Below are 13969 nucleotides of genomic sequence, written 5' to 3'. Positions count from 1 at the left end.
CGCGCGGGCGCGCCGGTCGCGGCGATTGTAGAGTTCGCCCGCATGCCCAGCCACGGTGACGACGCGCAGACGTGCGCCCTCTTCCATCTCCCCTTGATCTGCTGATAGGGAATAAGGTTCACGACGCACGCTGCCGCGGCCGCCGGCGCCCTGCGGGCGCCGCTCCTGGACATGGGGAACCACATGGATACTCTCGCCCGATCGCCGCTCGCGGTGGTCGAGTATGGCCTGGACCTCTCGATCACGGCATGGAACGAGAGCGCCGCGCGACAGCTCGGCTTCTCGGGTCAGGAAGCGATCGGCCGGTCCATCGCCGAGCTGCTCCCCACGCCCGAGGACGAGGGGCCGTGGCGGCGGCTGCTCGAGGAGGACAGCGGGGAGCAGCGCCTGCGCCACGCCCGGAAGGACGGGAGCCACGGGGTGTTCGCGTGGGCGCATCACCGCGTGCTCGGCGCCGGGGGCGAGGCGACCGGCGTGCTGTGCATCGGCCGGGACGTGACGGCCGAGGTCGAGGCGTCCCGGCGCCACAGGGAGCAGGAGCACATCCTCCGCGCCCTCGTCGACAACCTCGAGGTCGTCGTCTGGGCCTCCGACCGCCACGGCGTGTTCACCTACTATGACGGCAAGGGGCTCGCGTCGGTGGGCATGAAGCCAGGGCAGCTCGTCGGGGTGAACAATTTCGACCTCTACAAGGAGCACGAGACCGTGGCGTTGCGCACGGCCCTTCGGGGGGAGCCGTTCCACAACTTCATGGAAGTGGACGGAAGGCCCATCGAGAACTGGTTCGTCCCGGTCCGAGACGAGATGGGCGAGGTGGGCTCGGTGGTCGGCATCACCCTCGATCTCACCGAGTCGCGGCGCGCGGAGCAGGAGCTCCGGGACCGGCTCGCGCTCATCGAGCGGCAGCAGCAGGTCATTCGCCAGCTCTCGACGCCCATCCTCCAGGTCTGGAACGGCGTGCTGGCGCTCCCGATGATCGGCGTGGTCGACAGCGCGAGGACCGCGGAGGTGATGGACAGCCTGCTTCAAGCGATCGTGCGCACCGGGGCCCGCTTCGCGCTCCTGGATCTGACCGGGGTCGAGGCGGTCGACACGAAGACGGCGGGCTATCTCGTCGAGCTCGTCCGCGCGATCCGGCTCCTCGGCGCCGAGGGGATCATCACCGGGATCCGGCCGAGCGTCGCCCAGACGGTCGTCGCGCTCGGGCTCGATCTGGCCGAGGTCACGACGCTCTCCGACCTCCAGGCGGGCCTCAAGCACTGCATCGGGCGCACGCTGCGCGAGGAGCGGGCGCGCGTCGGGCAAGGCTGAGCGCGCCTGTCACGGCCGAGCGCGTCGGGCGCGGCCGAGCGCGTCGGGCGCGGCTGCGCGCGCGTGGCACGCGCCTCGCAAGGTCACGCCGCGAAAGGAGGTTCCCCATGGACCACGAGCGCTTCGTCGAGGAGGTGCAGCGCCGCGCCGGCTTCGCGGGTCGCGACGAGGCCGAGCGCGCGATCGCGGTGACCGCGCGGACGCTGGGCGAGCGGCTGCTGGAGGACGAGGCGGCCGCGGTCGCGGGCGGGCTGCCGGGTCCGGTCGCCGCCGCGGTGCGCGGCGCGACGTATCAGGGCGACTTCGATCGCGACGAGCTCTACGACCGCATCGCCCGCCGCGAGGGCGCGCCGCGCGGCTTCGGCATGGAGCACGCCCAGGCCGTGTGCCAGGTGATCGGCGAGGCGCTGCCCGAGGCCGAGCGCCAGCGGCTCCAGAAGCACCTGCCGGACTGGGCGGACCTGTTCGCCCCGCGCGAGGCCGGCGCGCCCCCGCCGCGGCCGGTGCACGCGGCGGCGCCGCCCGAGGTCGGCCACGGCGCGACGCTCGCGACGGGGCGGCCCGGGAGCCGGCGCCCCCTGAGCGAGGCGCGCCCCGAGCCGGCGCACGCGGAGTCGGTCGCCCGCTCGGACGATCCGCACGCGGACACCCGGCTGTCGAGCAGCCCGGGGCTGACGCAGGAGCGCCTCCAGGAGACGCTGGCGGAGGGGCGGCCCGGCCCCGAGCGCCCGGTCAGCGAGACGCAGCGCTGAGTCGAGCGCCCCGGGGGGCGCGCGCCATGGACAGGGAGGTCCATGAGGAGCATCGCCCAGATCGCGCGTGCGCACGCCCCCGTCCGCTCAACCATGCTGTCGAGGACGACAGAGAATTCAACACGAGGGCTCGATGCGCAGAGGCGCTCCACGCTCCCCGCGACCTCGCGCCCTTGCGTCGACTCCTCGGGCATCGCGCCTGGCTCACACCGCCGGGACCTGGGAGAGGGCGAGTCGTTCGGGCGTACACCCCCCATCACGGCCACCCCCTCTTGTGGCGCGCCTGCACCTCAGCCCCTCCGGTGAGCACCCAGATTGCCCCACCTCCCGCAGCGAAGGGCGAGACGGGACAGGTGCAACACCTGCGCGAACGAGGCGCATCGTTTGCGTCGCGGGCAGCCCGCGCCGCGCCGCGCGCGGTGTTTTTGCGTGGTACGCCCGTTGCTTTTGCGTCGCGCGTCGAGGCGCTGAGCCTCACCGCGGCGCCGAGCGGACGCGCGCAAACAGAGAGTGGGACGGTGATGAGAAGCGAATCGAGGCCGCCGGCGGAGCTGCGCGGGAATGCGCTCCAGCTCACGATGGCGACGGGCGCGTTCGCCGCGTGCTTCGCGGTGTTCGGCTCCGTCTCGGCGATGATGCCGATCCTGAAGCGCAGGCTCGATCTCGGGCCCGTCGAGGTCAGCCTCGCGCTGGCCATCCCCGTGCTGCTCGGGAGCCTGGGGCGCGTGCCGCTCGGGATGCTGGCCGATCGGTACGGCGGGCGCCGGGTCTTCCTGGCCGTGCTGGCCGCGTCGGCCGTCGCCGTGGGGCTGATGGGCGCGGTCTCGAGCTACGGCCAGCTCCTCGCGTGCGGGTTCGCGCTCGGCATCGCGCTGGCGAGCTTCTCGGTGGGCGTCGGCTTCGTGAGCCGCTGGTACCCGGCCTCGCGCCAGGGCGCCGCGCTCGGCGTGTACGGCGCGGGCAACGTGGGGCAGTCGCTCGCGGCCTTCGGCGCGCCGCTCGTCGCGGGCGCGCTGGGCTTCCGCTGGGGCTTCTGGGCCTTCGGCCTGATCGCGCTCGGCTGGCTCGTGGCGTTCGCCGCGCTCGCCCGCGACGCGGGGCCGCCGCAGCCCGCGCGGCCGCTGCGCGACGTGCTCCGCCCGCTCGCGGACCGGCGGAGCTGGGCGCTGAGCCTGTACTACTTCCTGACGTTCGGCGGCTTCGTCGCCATGGCGGTGTACCTGCCGACGTTCCTGACCGACCTGTTCCACCTCACCCCGCAGGACGCGGGGCTGCGCACCGCGGGCTTCGTGGTGCTCGCGACCGCGGCGCGCCCGCTCGGCGGGGTGCTCGCCGACCGCGTGGGCGGCCGGCGGATCCTGCTCGCGGTGTTCCCCGCGATCGCGGCGATGGCGGCGCTGATGGCCGTGCCGGCGATCGGCGCGTTCACCGTCGGCGCGCTCGGCATGGCGGCCGCGATCGGGCTCGGGAACGGCGCGGTCTTCAAGCTCGTCCCGGAGTACTTCCCGGCGTCGATCGGCAGCGTGACCGGCCTCGTCGGCGCCGCCGGCGGGCTCGGCGGGTTCTTCCCCCCGCTGGCGCTCGGCGTGGTGCACCAGGCGACGGGCGCGTACGCGCCCGGGTTCGCGCTGCTCGGCGCCTTCGCGCTCGTGTGCCTCGCGCTGCTCTGGGCGAGCGGCCGGCCGGCGCGCGCCACGGCGCACGGGGCGACGCGCGCGCGCGATCTCGCATGACCACCGTGACCGCCTCGCAGGACCACCGTGACCGCCGCGCGCATGAGGGTTTCATTGCCCGCGTCGGTCACCCCGGAGTAAAGCTTGGGAGCCCATGAATCGGCGACATGAACGCACGCGCGCGATCGCGTGGGGCCTCGCGCTCACCGCGCTCTTGGCCGTCCTCATCGTGGTCGGCTCGCGCGACCTGGCGCACTTCGACGCCGCGCTCGTCGGCTACACGTTCGCGACGCTGTTCGCGACGTTCGGGATCACCTACCGCTACACGATGTGGCTGCAGCGGCCGCCGACGCGGATGTACTGGCGCCGCGGCTGGCAGGCGTTCTTCGCGCCCCGGTCCCTGCTCGCCAACCTCGCGACGCTGGCCAGGCGCGGCGCCGTCGAGGTCGCGGCCAACCGCTTCATCTTCCGGCGCGGCTTTCTGCGCGGCGCGGCGCACTGGGCCATCATGTGGGGCTGCCTCGTCGCCTCGGCGATCACGTTCCCGCTCGTCTGGGGCTGGATCCACTTCGAGACGGTGCCCGGCGCGCTCGACACGTACCGCACCTTCGTGTTCGGCTTCGCCGCGGGCGACTTCCACGCGGGCTCGCTCCTCGCCTTCATCATCTTCCACGGCCTCGTCTGGGCCTCGGTGCTCGTGATCGTCGGCGTGATGCTCGCGTTCCGGCGCCGCATGATCGACCGCGGCGCGGCGGCCGTGCAGCAGTTCGGCGAGGACGTGCTCCCGCTGATCCTGCTGTGCGCGGTCAGCGTGACGGGCCTGATGCTCACCGTGAGCTACACGTGGATGAAGGGCTACGCCTACTCGTTCCTGGCGATCCTCCACGCCGTCACGGTCATCTTCACGCTGCTCTGGCTGCCGTTCGGCAAGTTCTTCCACATCTTCCAGCGCCCCGCGCAGCTCGGCGTCGCCTTCTACAAGGACGCGGGCGCGCGCGGCGAGCAGGCGCGGTGCCGGCGCTGCGACGCGCCGTTCGCGCCGCTCGCCATGGTGCGCGACCTCGAGGCCGTCGAGCGCGACCTCGGCTTCAAGTACGAGCTGCACAACGGCCGCGCCGAGCACTACCAGCAGATCTGCCCGAGGTGCCGCCGCGCGATGTTCGGCCTCGCGCAGGGCGCGCTCTGGGCCGCGCCCGCGCGGCCCGCGCCCGACGACACCTCCCGCACGTAAGGACCGACGCCATGGCCACCATCCCGGTCGACGACCTCGAGATCACCCGCCAGTTCGGCCCGCACCTGTCGGCGTCGACGCGCGCCGGCACCTCCACCGAGCCCGACAGGCTGGTCAAGACGCACTGCTGCTTCTGCGGGCAGCAGTGCGGGATCCAGCTCAAGGTCCGCGGCAACGAGGTCATCGGCTTCGAGCCGTGGGAGGAGTTCCCGTTCAACCGCGGGATGCTCTGCCCCAAGGGGGTCAAGCGCTACCTGCAGGGGTCGCACCCCGATCGCCTGCTGACCGCCGTGCGCCGCGACCCGTCGCAGCCGGCCGGGTTCCGGCCGATGCCGTACGACGAGGCGATCGCCTTCGCGGCGGGCGAGATCCGGCGCCTCCAGGGGGCGCACGGCGACGCCGCGATCGGCGTCCTGGGGGGCGCGAGCCTCACGACCGAGAAGACGTACCTGCTCGGCAAGTTCGCGCGCGTGTGCCTGAAGACCCCGTACATCGACTACAACGGCCGGCTCTGCATGGTGAGCGCGGGCGCCGCCAACAAGAAGGCGTTCGGCGTCGACCGCACGACCAACCCGTGGTCGGACATGGTCGGGACCGAGGTGATCTGGATCGCCGGCTCCAACGTCGCCGAGTGCTCCCCCATCACGACGAACTACGTCTGGCAGGCGCGCGAGCAGGGCGCGAAGATCATCGTCCAGGATCCGCGCATCACCCCCATCGCGCGCACCTGCGATCTGTTCCTCCCGGTGCGCCCGGGGCGCGACGCCGCGCTCTTCGCGGGCGTGCTCCACCTGATGATCGAGAACGGGTGGATCGACCGGGAGTTCATCGCGGCGCACACCGTCGGCTTCGAGCAGGTCGCCGAGCACTGCCGCGCCTTCACGCCGGCGCGCACGGCGGAGGTGACGGGCGTGCCGGAGCGGTCGATCCGCAAGGCCGCCGAGCTGTGGGGCACGGCGAGGTCGAGCTTCCTCCTGCACGCGCGCGGCATCGAGCACCACTCGAACGGCGTGCAGAACGCGCTCGGCACGATCAACCTCGTGCTGGCGTCCGGGCGCATCGGGCGGCCCAAGAGCGGCTACGGGACGATCGTCGGGCAGGCGAACGGGCAGGGCGGGCGCGAGCACGGCCAGAAGTGCGACCAGCTCCCCGGCTGGCGCGACATCTCGAACCCCGAGCACCGGCGGCACATCGCGTCGGTGTGGGGCGTCGACGAGAAGGACATCCCGGGCCCGGGCGTCGACGCGTACGAGATGTTCCGCAAGATCGACGCGGGCGAGATCAAGGGCCTGATCTCGATCTGCTTCAACCCGAAGATCTCGCTGCCCGACAACGAGTTCATCGCCCGCGCGCTCGACAAGCTCGAGTTCTACGTCGCGATCGACTTCTTCCTGAACGACACGGCCCGGCACGCCGATCTCGTGCTGCCGGGCAGCCTGCAAGAGGAGGACGAGGGGACGGTCACGCAGGTCGAGGGCCGGGTCATCAAGATCAACAAGGCGGTGGACTGCCCCGGCGAGGCGCGCCGCGACTGGGTGATCCTCCAGGACCTCGCGCGCGCGCTCGGCCGGCCGCACGGCTTCACGTTCTCGAGCCCGCGCGAGGTGTTCGACGAGCTGCGCGCAGCGAGCAAGGGCGGCGTCGCCGACTACTCGGGCATCACGTACGAGAAGATCGAGCGGCAGATGGGCGTGTTCTGGCCGTGCTACGCCGAGGATCCGGAGACCGGCCGGCCGACGCCCGATCACCCCGGCACGCCGCGGCTCTTCGAGCCTGGCAGCTACAACCCCGTCGCGCGCGGCGCCGGCCCGTTCTACTTCCCCGACGGCAAGGCGCGCTTCAACGTCGCGGAGTACCGCACGCCGGCCGACGACGTCTCCGAGGAGTTCCCGCTCTTCCTGACGACGGGGCGCGTGGTGAGCCAGTTCCTCTCGGGCAGCCAGACCCGCCGCATCGGCCCGCTGGTCCGGCAGTACCCCGAGCCGCGGATCGAGATCCACCCGCGCCTCGCGGACAAGCTCGGGATCGCCGACGGCGACTGGGCCACGTGCGAGACGCGCCGCGGCGCGATCACGCTGAGGGCGATGGTCGTCACCACCATCCGGCCCGACACGATCTTCATCCCGTACCACTGGGCGGGGGAGAAGAGCGCCAACCGGCTCACGGTCGCCGCCCAGGACCCGATCAGCAAGATTCCCCAGTACAAGGTCTGCGCGTGCCGCGTGCGCAAGGCCGACGGGGCGCCGGGCTACGCGGCGCGCCTCGAACCGCAGCAGTAGCCGCCGAGAGGATCCAGCGATGTCCGTGCCCGCGCACCTCGAGTTCTTCGTCGACGCCACCCGCTGCATCGGCTGCCAGGCGTGCGTCCAGGCGTGCAGCGAGTGCGACACGCACCGCGGCGAGTCGATGATCCACCTGGAGTACGTCCACCGCCCCGAGAGCGTGCAGACGGTGCCTGTGGTCTGCATGCACTGCGAGCAGCCGACGTGCGCCGAGGTCTGCCCCGCCGACGCGATCAAGCGGACGGGCGACGGCGTCGTGCAGAGCGCGCGCAAGCCGCGGTGCATCGCCTGCGGCAACTGCGTGATGGCGTGCCCGTTCGGGGTGCCCGAGCTCTACGCCGACCGGCAGCTCATGATGAAGTGCGACATGTGCTACGACCGCACGTCGGTCGGGAAGAAGCCGATGTGCGCCACGGTCTGCCCGAGCCAGGCGCTGTTCTTCGGCACGCGCGAGCAGGTGCGCGCCCTGCGCCCGCAGTCGATGCCGACGAACCGGTTCCGCTTCGGGGACCAGACGATCACCACGCGGGTCAACGTGATGGCGCCGCGGGCCGACGCGCCGCCGGCGCACATCGACGTGACGGCGGCGATGGACGAGCGCGCCCGTCCCCGCATGGTGAAGATGCGCGTGCTCCAGGACGATGGCGTCGCCCGGGTGCCGGCCGACGTCGACCCGTTTGCCGAGGTGGAGGTCTAGCCGTGGCCCACGACCCGCAGCGACGCTTTGAAGACGATCTCGCGCTCGATCCGCGGCTCGACACGCCGGGGCGCGAGGGCCTGACGGGGACCGCGCCCGCGAGCGCGTACGCGCCGGCGGCCGAGCCGGACGACGTGACGGTCCCGCCGGACGGGGCGCCGCTCGAGCAGCAGCCGCAGTGGCGCAAGGATTTCCCGATCGACTGGCCGGCCGACCAGCTCGTGGCGCGCCGGGATTTCGCCAAGTTCCTGGTCCTGACGAGCGGCGCGTTCACCGCGGGCCAGGGGTGGATCGCCGCGCAGGATCTCGCGCGGCGCGGGCGCGCTGCCCACCCGCGCGCGCGCATCGCGGCGCTGTCCGAGGTCGAGGCCGGTTCGGCGCGGATGTTCAACTACCCCGGCGAGCACGACCCCTGCTTGCTGATCCGCACCCCCGAGGGCGAGCTTTTGGCCTACAGCCAGGCGTGCACGCACCTCGCGTGCGCCGTCGTCCCGCGGATCGAGGAGGGGGTGCTCCACTGCCCTTGCCACGCGGGCTACTTCGACCTGCGCACGGGGCGGAACATCGCCGGCCCGCCGCCGCGGCCGCTGCCGAAGATCGAGCTCGAGGTCGTGGACGGCGAGGTCTACGCCGTCGGCGTCGAGAAGAGGACGGTGTAGCCATGAGCGTCGAGCGCCGGTGGACGCGTCAGCAGCGCGGCCCGATCGTGTACGGGATCCTGTGTTTCGTGATCATCCTCGTGGTGCTGCAGCTCTGGCTGCTCACCGCGACGATGAACGCGTGGCTCGGCGGTGACGACTCGGTCGTGTGGCCGGGGCTCGCGGCGAGCGCGGGGTGCCTGCTGCTCAACCTCGGCCTGCTGCGGTACCTGTAGCGCTGCTGCGGGCGACGGGAGGCGGCGCGGCTTCGTCCAGGCCGGCGCCGGAGTCGACGTTTCCGGACGCGACGGATGCGGTCATGTGTTCTCGGGAGACTCGGTTTGAGAAATGAGGGCATGACTGGACATCTCGCGTTGCCCTGATAACGTAGCGCGGTCGCGTGTGCTGCGGTGTGTTCCTCGCCCGCAGCCCCGAGGGGGGAGCGCGTTTTGGCGTCATGGAAGCGCTGATTCGTCCGGGATCCGTGCTGCTCGGCAAGTACCGCGTGGAGAGCGTCCTCGGGAAGGGGGGAATGGGGTACGTCGTGGCGGCGCGCCACCTCGACCTGGACGAGCGGCGCGCGATCAAGCTCCTTTTGCCCGAGGCGATCAGGGACCCGCGTGCGGAGGAGCGATTCCTCGGGGAGGCGGACAACGCATCTCGCCTCGGGGGCGAGCACGTGGCGCGTGTCCATGAGCTCGGGCGCTTGCCGACGGGTGAGCTGCTGATCGTGATCGAGCTCCTGTCGGGCGCGGATCCACGGCAGATCGTGCAGGCGGGTGGTCCGCTGCCTGTCGAGGACGCCGCGACCTCTGCGCTCCAGGCGTCGACGGCGCTCGCCGAGGCGCACGCGCTCGGCATCATCCACCGGGACATGCCCGGCGACCCGGCGAGCCCGCCGCCTGCCACCACGCCGGCAGGCCCGCCGGAGGTCGCGCCGGAGGGCCCGCCGGAGGAGGTCGTCTCGACCGGCTCCGCCTGGGACCAGACCGGCGCGCCCGGCCGGTCGATGGCCGGTCACCGGGCGCGTGCGCTCGCGAGCGCGGCGCTCGGCGTGAGCGCGATCTCGGCGTACCTGTCGTGGTTCACGCTGTATTCCGAGGCGGACCGCGGCCACGTGCGAGCCGCCGTCTCGTACGCGGTGAGCGCTCCGGCCGCGTCATCGCCGCACGATCCGGAGGACCCACCCCCCGAGGCCGTCGAGGCGCGGCCGTCATCCGCCCCGCCGCCGGCGGGGGTCGGAAAGGCATCGTCTGCGACGTCATCCACCCAGGAGAGGCACCCTCCGGGCACCCCTGCGAGCCCTCCAGCGTCGAAGTCAGCGAGCTCGCCGCGGGGCGCCGGCGCACGCACCGATCTCGTGACCGGGATATCGAAAGCCGCGCGAGCGGCGAGCGTTCCGCCCGAGCGGACGCGCGAGCCGCTGCGCTGATCCAGCTTCAAGGAGCAGCCCATGACCAGACCTGCGTGCCGCGCGCGATGGCCGCGCGCGTTCGTTCTTCCTCTGTGCGGGGGCGCGGTGATGAGAGCGATGGGAAGGGGGATGGTGGGTGCGATCGCGGCGCTCGTCGCGGCGGCGAGCTGCGGCCAGGAGGCCGGGCTCCGGGAGGGCCTCCCGTTCGACGCGGGGTGCCTCACGGTCGCGGATTGCAGGGCCGCCGAGCCGGCGTGCCGCACCGCCGTGGCGTGCCAGGAGGGCGCCTGCGTCTTCGAGGACGCCGCCGAGGGCAAGCCGCTGCCCGAGCAGATCGCCGGCGACTGCGCGCAGCGCGTGTGCGACGGCGCAGGCTCCGCCAGGCAGGCGCCGCTGCCCACGGATGTGCCGGACGACGGGAATGCCTGCACGATCGACGCGTGCGACGGGGCGACGCCCGTGCACACGCCGGGCGACTCGGTGCCTTGCTACTCGGGTCCAGAGGGGACCGACGGGATCGGGGCCTGTCGCGCGGGGCTCCAGCGGTGTGACGAGCGGGGCAACCCCGTGGGGGGCTGCGAGGGCGAGGTGACGCCGCAGCCGGAGGTGTGCGGCGGCGGCGGCGACGATGAGGATTGCGACGGCGAAACGAACGAGGACGGCGACGACTGCGCGTGCGGAGATGGCTGGGTGTCCGCGGGAGAGGAGTGCGACGACGGCGGCGTCGTCGACGGCGACGGGTGCGCGGCGAGCTGCGAGCGGGAGAGGGTCGTCACGCTCGCGGCGGGCTACTTCCATACCTGCGTGGCGCTGAATACCGGGCGGATCAAGTGCTGGGGATACAACGGCGGCGGCCAGCTCGGCCTCGGCGATACCGTGTCTCGTGGCGGCTTGCCGGGTCAGATGGGCAGCGAGCTGCCGGTGACGGATCTCGGCGCCGACGCGAAGGTCGAATCGCTCGCCCTGGGCAGCGCGCATACGTGCGCGCGGCTGACCACCGGAGCGGTCAAGTGCTGGGGGACCAGCGCTGCCGGCGCGCTCGGGCTTGGCCCGGTCGCCTCGCTCGGCGCCGCGGCGAACCAGATGGGCGATCTCCTGGAGGCGGTGAATTTGGGCGGCGTGGCGGCTTCGGTGGCCGCGGGGGCTGCTCACACGTGTGCCATCGCGAGCGACGCGACCCGGTGCTGGGGCTATAACGAGCACGGGCAGCTCGGGCTCGGCGACAAGGAAGACCGGCTGCTCGCGCAGGGCCCCGACGTGAGCCTCGGCGGCGGCAACGTGGCGCTCTCTCTCGCCCTGGGCGAGACGCACACCTGCGCGCGGTTGAACGGTGGAGCCGTCAAGTGCTGGGGCGCCAACAGCGCCGGCCAGCTCGGGCTCGGCGATATGGATTTCCGTGGGGATGATCCGGACGAGATGGGGGACGCGCTTCCTGCCGTCGATCTGGGGGGAGAGCCGGCCCAGGCGCTCTCGGCGGGGCGCTTCCATACGTGTGCGTTGCTGACCGGCGGCCGCGTCAAGTGCTGGGGGCACAACGCCTATGGTCAGCTCGGTGCAGGCGATCGATTCCATCGTGGCACGGACACGAGCCACATGGGCGAGCACCTCGACGAGGTGGACGTGGGCGCGCCCGTCACGCAGCTCGCCCTGGGCGAGTATCACACCTGCGCGCTGCTGGCCGACGGCCGCGTCAAGTGCTGGGGTCGCAACGATCTCGGCCAGCTCGGCCTGGGCGACATGCTGGACCGCGGCGGCGCCCCGGGCGAGATGGGCGACGCGCTGCCCCCGGTCGACCTCGGCGAGGGGGCCACGGCGCAGGCCATCACCGCGGGCGCGCAGCACACCTGCGCGCTGCTGACCGACGGCCGCGTCAAGTGCTGGGGCCGCAACGATTTCGGCCAGCTCGGCCTGGGCGACGCGCTGCCCCGCGGCCACGAGCCCGGCACGATGGGGGACGCCCTCCCGGCGATCGAGCTCTTCGAGAGCCCCTGATCCGTCAGCGGGTCACGGGCGGCGCGCCAGGGCACCCGGCGCCGCGAGCCTCTGGTGAGGAGCGCGATGACGCTATCTCCCGGGTCCCGGCGCCCGCGCCCTCGCCCTCGCTGCCGCTCGCGCTCTCGCCCTCGCTGCCGCTCTCGCTCTCGTCGCCGCTCGCCTCGATTGACGTCGAGCCGCCTCGCCGGCAGCGTGTCGGCCTCGCGAGGAGCTCACGTCATGACGATGGATATCGCCGCGCTGCGCCGCGACACCCCGGGCTGCGCCAGCGTCCTGCACTTCAACAACGCGGGGTCGTCGTTGCCCCCGGCCGTCGTGCTCGACACGGTGGTCGAGCACCTGCGCCGCGAGGCGGCCATCGGCGGCTACGAGGCCGAGGCGGAGGCGGGCGCGCGGATCGAGGCGGTCTACGGCTCGGTGGCGCGGCTCATCGGCGCGACACCGGACGAGATCGCGCTCGTCGAGAACGCCACGCGCGCCTGGGACATGGCGTTCTACTCGCTCCGCTTCGGCCCGGGCGATCGCATCCTCACGGCGCGGGCCGAGTACGCCTCGAACTACATCGCGTTCCTGCAGGTCGCGCGGCGCACCGGCGCGGAGATCGTCCCGGTCCCGAGCGACGAGCGCGGCGCCGTCTCGCTGACCGCGCTCGATCGCCTGCTCGACGAGCGGGTGAAGCTGATCGCGATCACGCACGTCCCCACGAACGGCGGGCTGGTCAACCCGGCGGAGGCGATCGGCCGTCGCGCCAGGTCGGCGGGCGTGCCCTTCCTGCTCGATGCGTGCCAGTCGGTGGGGCAGATGCCGATCGACGTCGACGCGATCGGCTGCGACTTCCTGTCGGCGACGGGGCGCAAGTACCTGCGCGGCCCGCGCGGCACCGGCTTCCTCTATGTCCGGCGCGCGATGCTCGACCGGCTGGAGCCGCCGTTTCTCGACCTGCACGCGGCCCGCTGGACCGCGCCGGACCGGTACGCGCTGCGGCCCGACGCGCGGCGGTTCGAGTGCTGGGAGAGCTATGTCGCCGGCCGGCTCGGGCTCGGCGCGGCCGCCGACTACGCGCTCCGGCTGGGTCTGCCCGCGATCCGCGACCGGATCTGCGCGCTGGCCGAGCGCCTGCGCGCGCGGCTGGCCGAGCTCCCGGGGGTCGCGGTGCGCGACCTCGGTGAGCAGCGCTGCGGCATCGTGACCTTCACGAAGGCCGGCGAGGACGCCACGGCCGTCAAGACGCGGCTCGGCGCCCAGGCGATCCATGTCAGCGTGTCGACCGCCGCGGGGGCGCTGCTCGACTTCGAGGTCCGCGGGATCCCCGATCTGGTGCGCGCCTCCGTGCATTACTACAACGACGAGGCCGAGATTGACCGCTTCGTCGCCGCGCTCGCCGCGGCCTGATGCAGGCACGTCGGCGCGGCGTCTCCGCGGGCCACACGTCCGTTTCTTGCTGGGCGGCCTCGGCGCATGAGGGCCGGGATAGCCTCGCGCCATGCGAGCGCTCATGAATCGGTCGGGCAAGGCGTTGCTGGTGGGTGCGATGGGCTTCCTCGCCGGGTGCGGATCGGAGGAGGCGGCGCGGTCGACCCGCCGTGCGGGTGCGCGTCCACGTGTCACGGCAAGCGGTACGAGACGCAGTGCGAGACGCCCGCCGGCGGCGGGACGAGGTGCGCGTGCCTCGTCGACGGCGTCGAGGTCGGGACGTGTGAAGGCGAGCGCGCCGGCGAGTGCGGGGTGAAGGAGAGCTGCTGTCAGGCGGCGTAGTTCGACGTTCCCCGATCCCGCTCCCGGCCCTGCGCGGCGCCGGGACAGCCGGCCTGTCGGCGCGTCGAGCAGCGCAGGATCGAGGATCTGGCGGCCGTACTCCACATGTACCGGGCGGCGCAGGTCGGGCGCATACCCGCCGCGGCGGGGGCGAAGCCTGCGCCCCGCGCGCGTTCGCACGAGCGCGCCGCGTCTTCGCCCGACGAGCGGCGTGCCCTCGT

General features: G+C 72.8%; 12 protein-coding genes. All 12 read left to right on the top strand.

What is annotated here, in order from left to right; translation table 11 throughout:
• The first annotated feature begins 183 nt into the window (after window positions 1-183).
• The 12 genes from WMF31_RS22080 (at window position 184) to WMF31_RS22025 (ending at window position 13748) form a co-directional block, all read left to right on the top strand.
• Window positions 184-1311 carry a PAS domain-containing protein gene (locus WMF31_RS22080; RefSeq protein WP_242516209.1) on the top strand — a complete coding sequence of 376 codons (1128 nt, stop codon included), beginning with the start codon at window positions 184-186 and terminating at the stop codon, window positions 1309-1311.
• Window positions 1312-1418: 107 nt separating this feature from the next.
• The gene (locus WMF31_RS22075; protein ID WP_436603848.1) at window positions 1419-2063 is read left to right on the top strand and encodes a DUF2267 domain-containing protein; all 645 of its coding nucleotides are present in this window, start codon (window positions 1419-1421) and stop codon (window positions 2061-2063) included.
• 521 nt (window positions 2064-2584) lie between these two features.
• Entirely contained in the window at window positions 2585-3796 is a 1212-nt protein-coding gene (locus tag WMF31_RS22070) for an MFS transporter (RefSeq protein WP_436603847.1), read from the top strand.
• A 94-nt stretch (window positions 3797-3890) separates the two neighbouring features.
• A complete protein-coding gene (locus WMF31_RS22065) occupies window positions 3891-4967 on the top strand; it encodes an MFS transporter (protein WP_436603846.1) in 1077 nt (358 codons plus the stop codon).
• An 11-nt stretch (window positions 4968-4978) separates the two neighbouring features.
• Window positions 4979-7246, top strand: a complete 2268-nt coding sequence (locus WMF31_RS22060) for a molybdopterin oxidoreductase family protein (RefSeq protein WP_436603845.1) — start codon at window positions 4979-4981, stop codon at window positions 7244-7246.
• A gap of 19 nt (window positions 7247-7265) precedes the next feature.
• Complete coding sequence (locus WMF31_RS22055; protein ID WP_436603844.1) at window positions 7266-7946, top strand: 4Fe-4S dicluster domain-containing protein; 681 nt, start codon at window positions 7266-7268, stop codon at window positions 7944-7946.
• Between the two features lie 2 nt (window positions 7947-7948).
• Entirely contained in the window at window positions 7949-8605 is a 657-nt protein-coding gene (locus tag WMF31_RS22050) for a ubiquinol-cytochrome c reductase iron-sulfur subunit (protein WP_436603843.1), read from the top strand.
• Window positions 8606-8607: 2 nt separating this feature from the next.
• Window positions 8608-8820, top strand: a complete 213-nt coding sequence (locus WMF31_RS22045; protein WP_129347601.1) for a DUF6755 family protein — start codon at window positions 8608-8610, stop codon at window positions 8818-8820.
• A 221-nt stretch (window positions 8821-9041) separates the two neighbouring features.
• The gene (locus tag WMF31_RS22040; protein ID WP_436603842.1) at window positions 9042-10016 is read left to right on the top strand and encodes a protein kinase domain-containing protein; all 975 of its coding nucleotides are present in this window, start codon (window positions 9042-9044) and stop codon (window positions 10014-10016) included.
• A gap of 111 nt (window positions 10017-10127) precedes the next feature.
• Complete coding sequence (locus tag WMF31_RS22035) at window positions 10128-11990, top strand: RCC1 domain-containing protein (RefSeq protein ID WP_436603841.1); 1863 nt, start codon at window positions 10128-10130, stop codon at window positions 11988-11990.
• A 222-nt stretch (window positions 11991-12212) separates the two neighbouring features.
• Entirely contained in the window at window positions 12213-13385 is a 1173-nt protein-coding gene (locus WMF31_RS22030; RefSeq protein WP_436603840.1) for an aminotransferase class V-fold PLP-dependent enzyme, read from the top strand.
• A gap of 156 nt (window positions 13386-13541) precedes the next feature.
• The gene (locus tag WMF31_RS22025; protein WP_436603839.1) at window positions 13542-13748 is read left to right on the top strand and encodes a hypothetical protein; all 207 of its coding nucleotides are present in this window, start codon (window positions 13542-13544) and stop codon (window positions 13746-13748) included.
• Window positions 13749-13969: the final 221 nt, after the last annotated feature.

This window comes from Sorangium sp. So ce1036 (assembly GCF_051369805.1).
In the GTDB taxonomy this organism is placed as follows: Bacteria; Myxococcota_A; Polyangia; order Polyangiales; family Polyangiaceae; genus Sorangium; species Sorangium cellulosum_F.
Note: the sequence above shows the minus strand (reverse complement) of the source record. Positions and strands in the feature narration are given on the sequence as shown.